Annotated in this window: 8 protein-coding genes; 7 read left to right on the top strand and 1 reads right to left on the bottom strand. The window is 45.3% G+C overall.

Annotated features, from left to right (window positions below):
* Positions 1-404 precede the first annotated feature (404 nt).
* Positions 405-1,079: a CDP-diacylglycerol--glycerol-3-phosphate 3-phosphatidyltransferase gene (pgsA, locus tag RTL34_RS10360; protein WP_007117361.1), complete on the top strand. Its 675-nt coding sequence runs from the start codon at positions 405-407 to the stop codon at positions 1,077-1,079.
* A gap of 142 nt (positions 1,080-1,221) precedes the next feature.
* Here pgsA and RTL34_RS10355 read toward each other — a convergent pair whose 3' ends face one another.
* On the bottom strand, positions 1,222-1,728 hold the full coding sequence (locus tag RTL34_RS10355; RefSeq protein WP_219332007.1) for a pyridoxamine 5'-phosphate oxidase family protein: 507 nt from the start codon (positions 1,726-1,728) through the stop codon (positions 1,222-1,224).
* Between the two features lie 350 nt (positions 1,729-2,078).
* Here RTL34_RS10355 and purL point away from each other — a divergent pair, with 350 nt between their 5' ends.
* The 6 genes from purL (at position 2,079) to RTL34_RS10325 (ending at position 12,976) form a co-directional block, all read left to right on the top strand.
* Positions 2,079-6,086: a phosphoribosylformylglycinamidine synthase gene (gene purL / locus RTL34_RS10350; RefSeq protein WP_312116714.1), complete on the top strand. Its 4,008-nt coding sequence runs from the start codon at positions 2,079-2,081 to the stop codon at positions 6,084-6,086.
* 289 nt (positions 6,087-6,375) lie between these two features.
* A complete protein-coding gene (locus RTL34_RS10345; protein WP_219332005.1) occupies positions 6,376-7,071 on the top strand; it encodes a YceI family protein in 696 nt (231 codons plus the stop codon).
* A 245-nt stretch (positions 7,072-7,316) separates the two neighbouring features.
* Positions 7,317-8,051 carry a LemA family protein gene (locus RTL34_RS10340; RefSeq protein WP_219332004.1) on the top strand — a complete coding sequence of 245 codons (735 nt, stop codon included), beginning with the start codon at positions 7,317-7,319 and terminating at the stop codon, positions 8,049-8,051.
* A 190-nt stretch (positions 8,052-8,241) separates the two neighbouring features.
* Positions 8,242-9,525 (top strand): TPM domain-containing protein, encoded by a 1,284-nt coding sequence (locus tag RTL34_RS10335; protein ID WP_312116711.1) that lies wholly within the window; start codon positions 8,242-8,244, stop codon positions 9,523-9,525.
* Positions 9,526-9,699: 174 nt separating this feature from the next.
* Entirely contained in the window at positions 9,700-10,224 is a 525-nt protein-coding gene (locus RTL34_RS10330; protein ID WP_312116723.1) for a TPM domain-containing protein, read from the top strand.
* Between the two features lie 361 nt (positions 10,225-10,585).
* The gene (locus RTL34_RS10325; RefSeq protein WP_312116709.1) at positions 10,586-12,976 is read left to right on the top strand and encodes an ATP-binding protein; all 2,391 of its coding nucleotides are present in this window, start codon (positions 10,586-10,588) and stop codon (positions 12,974-12,976) included.
* Positions 12,977-13,072: the final 96 nt, after the last annotated feature.

Raw genomic sequence — 13,072 nt, 5'->3', positions numbered from 1 at the left:
TTATCAAAATTTCCTCATTATGTCCTTTTGTATATTAAATGTTCAACACAACCTAATAAATTGGGTGCAAAATAATCAACTTTCAAGAAACCTAACAATAGCAAAATTTGCTAATAGTGAAATAATTCTTATTATTGTTGTCGGACGTTATGATAACAATAAAGGTCTAAATTTTTGACTAGCTAATTACACCCTGTTACTTTTGAAGTGTTTTCTATACAATGACATATTTAGTAAAAAATACCATAAAATCAATACGGTAAAGTGGCTTAATTGTTGAAAAATATGACAAAAACAAGCACTATTGGCAAAAAATAATGACATTGCTTTGAGAACCGTTATAATTATTTCAACTAAAATTAGCGTTACGCCGCGCCCTACAACAAGAATGAATGAAAAATCCCATGACTGATAAGCCAGTGACTGACGAGACAGCCCATCCCCCTGTTGCCTCGGGCAGTATTTTTAACTTGCCCAACAACTTGACCATTGCGCGCATCGTGATGATTCCACTGTTTGTGGCGATTGCTTATTGGCCGCCTGCGATGGGGATTGGACAGAGCGCCATTAGTGACAACGCGATTGCCAATATAGGTATGTATCAGTTTAGCGATAGCCTACTACGCCACTTTTTATTGACGGCTGTATTTATTTTGGCGGCAATTACCGATTGGTTAGATGGCTACTTTGCCCGCAAGCTCAATATGACATCGGCATTTGGGCGGTTTCTTGACCCTGTGGCGGATAAATTGATGGTTGCTGCCGCGCTAATTATTTTGGTGCAGTGGCATCCTGATATTGTCATGGCGATTTCAGCGATTGTTATTATCTCACGGGAGATTGCCGTCTCAGCCCTGCGTGAGTGGATGGCAGAGCTGGGCAATCGTACCAGCGTTGCCGTGTCATATGTGGGTAAGATGAAAACCACTTTTCAAATGGTGGCGATTACGGTGTTACTACTCAATTGGGAATCACTTGAAATGACGGGATATTTACTATTGGTTATTTCAGTGGTATTGACGTTATGGTCAATGTTTATTTATCTAAAAGCGGCATGGCCCTATCTAAAACAGCCTTAATTGATGACTTTAAAAAAAGCTGATAACGTTAACAAAAGCTGATGACGTTAAAATAATGGATTATTCTAAAAAATTGTTAGCTCAGAATTTACCATACAAAACCTCAGTTAAAAACTGGGGTTGTATTTTTTAACGCAAAGCATTAAAACGTCACGGAATGGTTTTCACCCATGTTTTCTGCCGTTTTCCCTTCTTGGACAGCCGCGGATACCATTTTAAACATATCCACCACCGTGTTACCGCTTAACCAATACTGCGCACCGTTACATTCAATGCAAATCACTTGCACGTTAGGATCTTCTTTACCTTTTTCATAGAACGCCGCATAAATTGGGCTCCAAAGCTCATCTAGTTTGGCTTTGTCATTAACCAGCTTAGCCGTACCATTGATAGATACAAAGTCTTTTTGGTCGCTTGAGGTATAAGATAAGTTGACTTGTGGGTTTTTTTCCAAGTCTTTGATAGTTTCTGATTTGCGATCGCCGATGAACCAAATTTTACCATTTTCTAATTCATTTTTATTGGTGGTCATAGGGCAAGCATGTAAATGTTTTTCGTCTGCAGTAATGGTGGTCATCATTGCATATTTGACGCCTTTAATTACTTTATTAATATTTTCAATATGTTGCTCTTTGGTGAGATCTGCCATGAGAATGTCCTTGTTATTATATGGTTATTGTACGTCTCAAATTTAATGCTAAAAAATTTATTGCTAACTTATAAAAAAGTTACGTTAAAACTGGGTTAAAGTCACTAACTTGGACGATAATATCGGCTTTTGTTATTTAAGTCTGTCGAAAAGCTGCAAATAAATGGTATAAAACCGTTAACGATGTTATCGCAAGGTAACGCAATTAAAAGGCAATTTATAAAAAACACCGGGTGAAATGACAGTCTATCGCCATCAAGACAAGTGATACGCCCGTGGGTTTAATGCTATAATAGCCGCAAATTTTTCTGTTATTTTCCCAACTTTTCCCGAAGCAAGCGGAACTTTCTATGACTATCATCGCTGGACACCCATTTTTAACCGATTTTCAAACCACCAAACTGCTAAATTCCCTTAGCCAAAAAACCAATCTCAAAATCACTCACTTAAAAAGCCAGCAAGTTTATATTTTTTCTAAGGATTTGGCAGAACACGATTATAAGAAAGCGGTAGATTTGCTCAATCACGGTGACGAAATCGCGCTCAATCAAGCAAGCCCAGATGAGAATCAGGATGAGAATCAGGATGAGAATAAAAAGGCGCTGCAAATCATCGTCAGCCCACGTTTTGGTACGATTAGCCCTTGGGCAAGTAAAGCGACGGATATTTTTAACAATTGTGAGATAGCGATTGACCGTGTCGAGCGCTTGGTGGTGTATACGCTCATAGGCGAAAATTTGCCTGAAAAGCTACCGCATGATATCGAGATGATGTTGTACGACCGCATGACCCAAAGCCTATTTTATGACTTGGCAAAGGCTCATCACTTATTCGATGACCACGAGCCAGCACCGCTCAACCATGTCGATGTGATGGGCAAAGGGCGTGAAGCGTTAGAATCTGCCAACCGTGAGTTTGGTTTTGCATTATCGAGCCAAGATATTGACTACTTGATGAATGCCTACGTTCATGAACTCAAACGCAATCCGACCGATGTTGAGCTTATGATGTTTGCCCAAGCCAACTCCGAGCATTGCCGCCACAAGATTTTTAATGCGCAATGGACGATTGATGGGGAAGTACAGACAAAATCCTTGTTTGGCATGATTAAAAATACCTTCGAGCAAAATCCCAACGACATTTTATCCGCCTATAAAGACAATGCCGCGGTGGTAAAAGGGCATGAAGGACAGCGTTTTTATCCGCTATTAAACAGCGACAACAATCATTTAGCATACGATTTTCACCAAGAGCCGATTGATATCTTGATGAAGGTCGAAACTCACAATCACCCAACGGCGATTGCACCGTATGCAGGCGCGGCGACAGGCTCTGGCGGTGAAATCCGTGACGAAGGCGCGACAGGTCGTGGCGGTAAACCCAAAGCAGGCTTGGCAGGATTCCATGTGTCGCATTTGCAGCTGCCTGATATGCCAGAAAAATGGGAGCACAGCGGAAAAGTCTCCACGGCTGACTACGGCAAGCCAGCGCGTATGGCGTCCGCCTTAGAAATCATGACCCAAGCACCGCTTGGTAGTGCAGCGTTTTCTAATGAATTTGGTCGTCCAAATCTGGTCGGTTACTTTCGCTCATTCCAATTGGATACCTCAAAAGACCAAGATGGCAGCCAAATGCGCGGCTATCACAAACCCATTATGATTGCCGGTGGTTACGGTAATATCAAACGCAATTTGGTGGAAAAAAATCCGATTCAGCAAGGCGATTTGCTGATTGTGTTAGGCGGTCCTGCCATGCAAATCGGCTTGGGCGGTGGCGCGGCAAGTTCGGTGGATAGTGGTGAGCTTGATGAAGGCTTGGATTTTGCGTCCGTGCAACGTGACAATGCCGAGATGGAACGCCGCTGTCAAGAAGTCATTGACCGCTGTTGGGCAATGGCAGGAAACCAGCCAGATGAAGATAACAATCCGATTGTGTCGATTCATGACGTGGGCGCAGGTGGCTTATCAAATGCCATGCCCGAGCTTGTGAATGACCACGAACTTGGGGCGGTGTTAAACTTGCGTAAAGTGCCGTCGCTTGAGCATGGTATGTCGCCAATGGCGATTTGGTCAAATGAAGCCCAAGAGCGTTATGTGTTGGCAATCCGTCCACAAAGCCGTGAGCTATTTGATAGTATCTGTGAGCGTGAGCGTTGCCCGTATGCAATTTTAGGTGAAGCGACGGACGTGCGTGAGTTGGTGGTCAATGACCCGTTACTGAACACCAAAGGCGACCAACAGCCTGTCGATATGCCCCTACAAGTGCTACTTGGTGGCACGCCAAAAATGCAGCGTAGCTTTAGCCGTAGCACGCCAGATTTGACAGCGTTAAATCTTGATAAAGTCGATTTGGCGGAAGCGGTCAAAGACGTGCTGCGTCATCCAACAGTTGCCAGTAAATCTTTCTTAATTAGCATTGGCGATCGTTCCATCACGGGTATGGTAGTACGTGACCAATATGTTGGACGTTACCAAGTGCCAGTGGCAGACTGTGCGGTTACCGCTTCTGCCCTTATTCCTGTCGATGGCAAACCGATGACAGGCGAGGCCATGAGTATGGGCGAGCGTACCCCAGTTGCTTTGATTAATCCTGCTGCATCTGCGCGCCTTGCCGTTGCCGAAGCCATTACCAATATCGCAGGGGCGAATATCGCCAAGCTATCAGACATTACCTTGTCGGCGAACTGGATGGCAGCCTGTGGTGAAGACAAAGAAGACCAAGCCTTGTTTGATGCGGTGTATGCCGTGGGCGAAGCGCTTTGTCCGGCACTTGGTATTGCCATTCCTGTGGGTAAAGACAGCTTGTCAATGCGGGCGAATTGGTCAGATGAGCAAGCAAACAAGTCTGTGGTGTCACCCATGTCGCTCATTATCACTGCCTTTGCCCCTGTGCAAGATGTCACCAAAACCTTAACCCCAGAATTGCTAAACAGCTCAGCGCTTGGCGAAACCGCCTTTTATCGCTTAGACTTATCAAAAGGTCAGTTCCGCTTGGGTGGCTCAATCCTTGCCCAAACCCTAAGCCAACTGGGTGATACTTGCCCAGATTTGGATAATCCGCAAGATTTAATTAACTTTTTTAACTTTATCCAGCAAGCCAACAACCAAGGCTTAATCACCGCATATCATGACATTGGTGATGGCGGTTTGCTTGCCACCATCGCTGAGATGCAATTCACCAGTCGTCAAGGCGTAAAATTGGTGTTAACTGATGATAATTTACTCGGTCAATTGTTTGCTGAGGAACTCGGTGCGGTGATCCAAATTAAAACCCATCAGGTGGCTCAGTTGTTAGCGCTTGCCGAAACCACAGGCGTCAGCGAGCTGTTAAGCTTGGTCGGTCAAAGCACCGATGAGGACAGTTTACTCATCCAAACAGCCACGCAAAATTTACGTTTTGAGCGTAGCGAGCTTGAGCAGGAATGGAGCAAAGTGGGCTACCATATCGCTAAAAACCGTGACAACCCCGAATGCGTACAACAGGCCTTTGATTTGATTGGTGATAAATCCCATCAAGGCTTAATTGCGCAAGCCAATTATGATCTCAACCAAGCGATTGAAGCCCCGTATATCAATAGCCGCAGCACACAGCCTAAAGTCGCCATTTTGCGTGAGCAAGGCGTGAATGGTCAGCTAGAAATGGCAGCAGGCTTTAAACGCGCAGGACTAGAAGCCGTCGATGTGCATATGAGTGACTTACTCAAAGGGCGTGTCAACTTGCGTGACTTTGATGGGCTGGTGGCTTGTGGCGGCTTTAGTTATGGCGATGTGCTTGGCGCTGGTGCTGGCTGGGCAAAATCGGTACTGTTCCATGATGAACTACGCATGCAATTTGTGCGATTCTTTACCCGACCAGAAACCTTCTCGCTTGGCGTGTGTAACGGCTGTCAGATGATGAGCCAGCTTAAAGACTTGATACCTGGCGCAGAGAATTTCCCCCGTTTTATCGCCAATAAATCGGCACGCTTTGAAGCGCGCACGGTGAATGTGAAAATTGAACGTACCAAGTCGGTGCTGTTAAAAGGCATGCAAGAGAGCATTCTACCGATTGCGGTGGCACATGGCGAAGGCTTTGCTACGTTGAGCAATACCGATATCGCAGGGATGAGTGCACATGGGCAAATTGTGATGCGTTATGTGGACAGTCTCGGCACACCAACCGAGCATTATCCGCTCAATCCAAATGGCTCACCACAAGGGGTGACAGGAATTTGTAGCACCGATGGGCGTGTGACCTTGATGATGCCACACCCAGAGCGCAATTTGATGGCGTATAACCACAGCTGGAAGCCTGAAGCGTGGGACAATGACGGGGCGTGGATGCGGATGTTTAGAAATGCTCGGGCATTTTTAAGATAAGAGTTAAGATAAAAGTTAACATAGATAATTTTTTTAAAAAAGGATGGCAAAAGCTGTCCTTTTTTAATGAGCTAAGCTAACCCGACTAAGGCAATAAAGACTGGGTGATAAAAGCTATCACGATAAAAGCCTTGGCTTGGTCAAAAACTAGCAACAATTTACAAACAATACACGATAACAAGAGAAAGGTATATGTTATAATAACTTAATCCTACATAGACTAAGTTAAGTTTCATTAACAATGCCTTGTAAGCCCATACAGTTCTTATAATATATCGAGGAAAATCCCATGAATAGTAAACTTTTAGCCACTGCCGCTATCACAGCGTTGTTAGCCACACAATTTGCCAATGCAGAATTGGTTATCTCGCAAAACGGTCAAACTCAAAAAGTTGGTGAAGCCGCAGCTCAACCTGCAGCGGTCACAAAAGCGCCTAAAACCGCCAAAGTAGAAAAAGTTAAGCCAAGCAACAGCACCAGCTACAAACTAGACCCAAACCATGCCAATGTACGTTTTGCCATTGACCATTTTGGCACGACTACCAATACCGGCGGATTTTACGGCTTAACCGGTGACATGGAATACAACCCTGCCAAGCGTATGGGCAGCATCAATGTTGATATTCCAGTTAATTCGTTAAATACGGGTAGCGAAGCGTTTGATAAACATCTCAAAAGTGGTGATTTCTTCGATGCTGAAAAATATCCAACCGCTAACTTTAAATCCACCAAATTCCATTTCAAAAATGGCAAAGTAACGAAAGTTGACGGTAACTTGACGCTATTGGGTAAAACCAATCCAGTTAGCTTAAAAGCCACTAAATTTAATTGCTACAACAGCCCAATGCTGAAAAATGCGCAAGTATGTGGCGGTGATTTTGAGACTACCATTGACCGCACCAAATGGGGCATGGATACCTATGTCAAAATGGGTTTTGCTAAAGACGTCAAACTCAATATCCAAGTTGAAGCGGTACAACAATAATTTTTTAGCAAACAATGAAAGTAATCAAAAAGATCAGCGTTGGCTGGTCTTTTTTTATGGCATTCTGATAGGGCATCTTTCAACCAAGCCAAGCGGGGTTTATAAGCGTGGTTTCATGGGGCTGCGGTTTGATACAAAACCATACAGCACTATACAAAACGTAAATTTACAGTAGCCACACATAGCTTCATAATTTCTCAAAAACCTATACACCACTTTATTTAATTTATTTTTGAGGAAAACTTATGAAATCATTCAATACTACAGTAAAAAACACCTTATTAGCCGCAGCGTTGGTGGTGGGTTCTGCCAATTTAACAGGGTGTGGTTATAACGCTATGCAGGCGCAAGATGAGCAAATCAACGCGTCATGGTCAGAAGTAGTCAACCAATACCAGCGCCGTGCTGACTTGATTCCAAACTTGGTCAAAGTCGTTGAGCGTTATGCCCAGCACGAACAGGCGACCTTAACCCAAGTCACACAAGCGCGTTCACAAGCGACGACTATCAATGTGAGCGCCGATGTACTCAATGACCCAGCGGCTTTCCAACGTTATCAACAAGCGCAAGATCAATTGGGCGGTGCGTTATCGCGCCTAATGGCGGTGTCAGAGCGCTATCCCGACCTAAAAGCGGATAAACAATTCCAAGAATTGCAAGCACAGCTTGAAGGTACCGAAAACCGCATTACCGTGGCACGTGGTCGTTATATCCAAGACGTTCAAACTTATAACACTACCGTACGTCAATTCCCAACCAATATTACCGCAAAAGTGTTTGGTATGCATACCCGCCCAAACTTTACCGTGGCCAATGAGGCGCAAATCTCCACCGCACCAACCGTTGATTTTGGGAATAACAATACCAACACCACCAACACCGCAAATGCGGGCGGTCAGCCAGTGCAAAACAATGGTAATACTGCCAATGCCGGTGGTCAGCCTGTAAATAATTCGGCTACCGCGACAGCGAAACCCTAATTCACAATTGTTAACTGTATGGTTAAAGGTTAACAGTGAAGAAGATTTTTTTAAATAGTCTGCCATCAGTCGGTGGCAGGCTCATTGGATAAGATTTGCATAAATTGTCAGACTGATTTTTTAATTTTTAAAATAGTTGTTGAATTGACTACATCATAATAAAAAAATTGCATACTTTGAGGAAACACAGGTGTCATTGAATATTGTAAAGACACAGCCCAATTTACATCGCTCGCATAAACAGCCGCAAAAATTGTCATCACGTTTTTTAGCCAAGCGGTTAGTAGTGAGTACGTTTACTGCACTGACGATGGGCATTGGGCTTGCGATGCCTATGGCTGCCGTTGCAGAAACTGCCACAGCGACAGCCAATTCCGCAACCGTTACCGCTAAGCCCACACTACAAGATCATAGTGTTGAGGACATGGTTGCGATTGCCAAAACCGCACAAACCAATGAAGCGCTCAATGATGCTGTACTCAATAATGATGCAATTAAAGAGACGTTGGGCAATGATGCACTGCCGATACCAGGTGTCAATACTCAAGCAACCAGCAATTCGACAAATAGCAATCAGGCAACAGCTACCGCCAATACCCAGACTACTAAGACGCCTAAACAGTCAACCCAAGCCCCTGTTGCCGCTGATAAACTAATCCTCAATAACCCTGTCATTGATGAAGCAAAAATTCTATCGGCTAGTGATAAACAGGCGATTGAAACCAAACTGCGTAGTCTTAATGACCGCGGCTTGGCGCAAGCAGCCGTGGTCATTGTGCCAACCACCAATGGCGAGGATATTTTTGACTATTCAATGAAAGTTGCTGATCGCTGGAAACTGGGCAAAAAAGACACCGATCAAGGTCTGTTGATGGTTGTTGCTGTCAATGACCGTAAAATGTACATTTTAACGGGCTATGGTCTTGAAGGTACCATTCCTGATGCCGTCGCTAAACGTATTATTAGCGACGATATAACCCCAAGATTTAAACAAGGCGATTATGCCGGGGGTATCACAGCGGGGATTAATCGCATTGAAGAACGCTTGACGACCGATCCTGCTATTTTAAAGCAAGCGGATGCCAATCGAGTCAATACCAATAGCAATGCCCAGTCAAATCAAGAGAGCGGTATACCGCTTATTTTCCTAGGCTTTTTTGGCTTTGTCGCTGGCATGATTTTGACCAGTATATTAGGGCGGTTTTTTGGTTCGATTGCTACGGCAGGTGGCATTGTAACGCTTGGTACAATCTTTGGTGCAGGGTTACTGGGCAGTATGTTTGTGGCATTTATTGTCTTTTTATTTTTGCTATTTCGTGGTGGCGGTCGTGGGGGCCGAGGCGGCGGTGGAGTTGTGTTCCTACCGGGTGGCGGCTTTGGCGGCGGTGGATTCGGTGGTGGCGGTTTTGGCGGCGGTGGATTTGGTGGCGGCGGTGGTGGCTTTGGCGGCGGCGGCGCTGGTGGCGATTGGTAATCAGTAGTCAGTAATCGGCTAGCTATTGAAACATCAGTTAAAAAATTGTGTTAACTTTATCCCTTATCATCAACTATATACTTCATTATTTTTTATGGAATTTTCATGAGCACAAATGACCCAATAACTGCAACGAATGGTGCCAACGAAGAAACCATTGCTTATACCTCACCGATGGCGACAGTGACTTCCACTGTGCCAAGTTGGGCTAGATGGTGGCGTCAAGTTGCGTTTATACCTAGCTTGCATAATCGCTGGTTAACACCTACTGCCCAACAACAGCTAAATCAAGCAATTACCGAAGCTGAGCAAGGGCATCGCGGCGAAGTGGTGTTAGTGATTGAGAATCATTTGCCCATTTCGTCCGCACGGCTACAAAACAGCCGAGACAGAGCGATCGAAGTTTTTGGGGATTATCGCGTCTGGGATACGCAGGATAATACTGGGGTATTGGTGTATCTTAATATCTGTGAGCGGTGTCTGGAGATTGTCGCCGATAGAGGCATCAATAGCCATGTGATGCCAACCATGTGGCAAGCGATGTGCGACAAGGCTATCGAAGGTATTAAAGCCAATCGACACATTGATAGCTTGGTTGCGCTATTGGGCGATGTGGGGCAATTGCTTCGTCAATATTACCAATTAGACAATGACCCAAGCGGCAACGAAATCGCTGACAAGATGATTTTTATAAAGTAGTTTTAAACTTAATTAGCATAGTGCGATGATGCAATCCTACCAAAAGCGATGTTACCCATCGCTTTTTTTATTGCTCAGCTTTTATTGCGCAGCTTTTAATACCCAACAGTAAGCGGGTAAACTTCAAAATTTGGTATCAAGAATTATTAAGGATTATCTTTGCTGTGCTAAAAAATTGATTGAAGGCTCGATAAAGGAATCGACAAATTTTGCTAGGCGAAATGATAAAATTTTACATATAATGAAACCGACATACTGCCACTCAGCTTGTTAGACAATTACGCAGTTAGACAATTAGGCAATTAGACCAGTCGTCATGTTAACGATAAATCATTACTTATAAAAATTTTGAGGGAATCCCATGCCAACGCTCACCAATAATATTCCTGATAGTATCGGTCAATTTTATCTCGGTCAAGACGTGTACCCAGAGTCTACACAAGGTCAAGCAACCCTATATGATGCAGCTGACTTAACAACCCACGCGGTGATTATCGGGATGACGGGCTCGGGTAAGACGGGTTTGGGGATTAGCTTACTGGAAGAAGCTGCGCTGGATAATATTCCGGTGATTGCGATTGACCCCAAAGGTGACTTGGGCAATTTGGCATTGACGTTTCCAAATTTGGCAGCCAGTGACTTTGAGCCATGGATTGATAGCGGCATGGCAAGTCAAGCGGGTATGAGTGTGGCAGAGTTTGCCAAGCAAACCGCAGAAAACTGGCAACAAGGGCTTGGCAACAGTTTTCAAACCCCGGAGCGTGTGCAAGCACTCAAAGCCGCCAATCGTGTCAGTGTCTATACACCAGGTAGCGAGAATGGCTTACCCATTGCGCTACTTGGCAATCTCGTGCCGCCGCCCGATAGTGTCAAAAATGATGGCGAAAGCTACGCTGAGTATATCGATGCGACAGTGTCGGCACTGTTGGTGTTATTAAAAGTCGATGGGGATAACCTTGCCCCAGAGCATGTGTTTTTGGCACAGCTACTTAAAAACGCCTGGGACAATAACCAAACTTTAACCTTGGTGGATTTGATTACCCAAATCCAAACGCCAGCGTTTGACAAAATCGGCATCCTGCCGCTGTCACAAGTATTTGCGGATAAAGACCGTGGCGCACTGGCGATGAAGCTCAACACGCTTTTGGCATCGCCGAGTTTTGCCAGCTGGCTTAAAGGCATGCCGCTGGATGCTGGCGCACTGTTTTATGATAAAAACGGCAAAGCGCAAACCAGTGTGCTCAATATTGCCCATCTATCCGATGATGAGCGTTTATTTTTTGTCACCTTGTTACTCACCAATTTATTGGGCTGGATGCGCCGTCAGCAAGGCACCTCGACCTTGCGGGCAATTTTGTACATGGATGAAGTGTTTGGCTATTTACCGCCGATTGGCAATCCACCGACCAAAGTATTGCTGTTAACCCTGCTAAAACAAGCGCGTGCATTTGGTTTGGGGATTGTGTTATCGACCCAAAACCCAGTGGACTTGGACTACAAAGCATTATCCAACGCGGGTACTTGGTTTATCGGACGGTTGCAGACTGCCCAAGACCGTGAACGGGTGATGGATGGCTTGCTCTCTGCCAGCGGCAGCAGTGGACTGGACAAAGCGGCGCTCAATGCGTGGTTTGATAAACTCGGTAAACGCCAATTTTTACTGCACAATGTGCATGATGCTAGCCCTGTGATTTTTAGCACCCGCTTCACGCTCAACTACCTATCAGGGCCGCTTAGCAAACAAGCCATAGCACAGCTCAAAGCCAATAGCCAAGCGGCTGCTACCGACCCAGCGCAAGCGCAAGCCACCACGCCTGCCATCAATCCATTAGCAAGCACCATGAGTCAGCCGCCGGCCTTGCCCAAAGATGTGGGCTTGTATTATGCACCCAAAGACGGGGCGGGCGATGGTCAAACCTTCTATGAGCCTACTGCCTTTGCCTATGCGCGGGTATTTTTTAATGACAAAAAATCAGGCGCCCAAAGTCAGCAGCAGCTATTATTAACCACCGCATTTGGTGAGCCGCCGTTGGTGGTAGATTGGCATCAAGCGATTTTAAGTGATTTGACCTTTGAGCAGTTACAATCGGCTCCGCACCAACCCGCTGTGCTCAAACAATTGCCTACCCAAGCGCTCGACAAGGCATCATGGAGAACTTGGGAAAAAGCGGTGAAAGAAGCCATCCGTCAGCAGCAAGTGTTAAATCTGTGGTATGTCGATAGTTTAAAGCTGTATAGCGAAGTGGCAGAGAGCGAAGACGCCTTCCGCAATCGGCTCATCGTACCGCTGCATGAACAGCGTGATATCGCCATTGCCCAGCTGCGAGATAGCTTTGCTAAAAAACAAGACGCGCTAGCCAAAAAACTGCAAGCCGCCAATGAAAAATACCAACAACAAGCCGCTGAATCGAGCAAAGGCTGGCTTGATGCAGGGGTCAGTATTGGCTCTGCGGTCTTAGGCGCGTTTATGGGGCGTAAAGCGTTGTCACAGACCAATATCAATAACGTCAAACGTGCCATGAACTCGGTGGGCGATATCAATGCCAACAAACAAACCGTCGCAGAGCTTGATGTGATTCGTCAGCAGCTGCAGCAGGAGTTAGACAGCATCGGGCAGCAGTTACAAAGCCAAATCGACAGCTTGGCAACCACGTATGATGCTCAATCAATAGCACTTGATACGGTACAGATTGCCCCGGCAGCGAAGGATATCACGGTGTTGTTGGTCGGCGTGTTGTATCAGCCGCTATAAACAGACGCAATATAAACCTTTTGACCCTATTAAATTTCGCGGAATGCGGTATGCCCCCAACGTCTGAATATGAACAGCAAGCCCAATATTTTCTTG

The sequence above is a fragment of the Moraxella sp. CTOTU47915 genome, from assembly GCF_031986685.1.
Classification (GTDB): Bacteria; Pseudomonadota; Gammaproteobacteria; order Pseudomonadales; family Moraxellaceae; genus Faucicola; species Faucicola tetraodonis.
This window is presented reverse-complemented; position numbering and strand designations above follow the sequence as displayed.

What these genes read in the sequence shown, in the direction of transcription:
- RTL34_RS10330 (WP_312116723.1), top strand. Translation starts at nt 9,700, where the DNA reads ATGGCGACAGTGACTTCCACTGTGCCAAGTTGGGCTAGATGGTGGCGT.
- RTL34_RS10340 (WP_219332004.1), top strand. Translation starts at nt 7,317, where the DNA reads ATGAAATCATTCAATACTACAGTAAAAAACACCTTATTAGCCGCAGCG.
- RTL34_RS10345 (WP_219332005.1), top strand. Translation starts at nt 6,376, where the DNA reads ATGAATAGTAAACTTTTAGCCACTGCCGCTATCACAGCGTTGTTAGCC.
- purL (WP_312116714.1), top strand. Translation starts at nt 2,079, where the DNA reads ATGACTATCATCGCTGGACACCCATTTTTAACCGATTTTCAAACCACC.
- RTL34_RS10325 (WP_312116709.1), top strand. Translation starts at nt 10,586, where the DNA reads ATGCCAACGCTCACCAATAATATTCCTGATAGTATCGGTCAATTTTAT.
- pgsA (WP_007117361.1), top strand. Translation starts at nt 405, where the DNA reads ATGACTGATAAGCCAGTGACTGACGAGACAGCCCATCCCCCTGTTGCC.
- RTL34_RS10355 (WP_219332007.1), bottom strand. Translation starts at nt 1,728, where the DNA reads ATGGCAGATCTCACCAAAGAGCAACATATTGAAAATATTAATAAAGTA.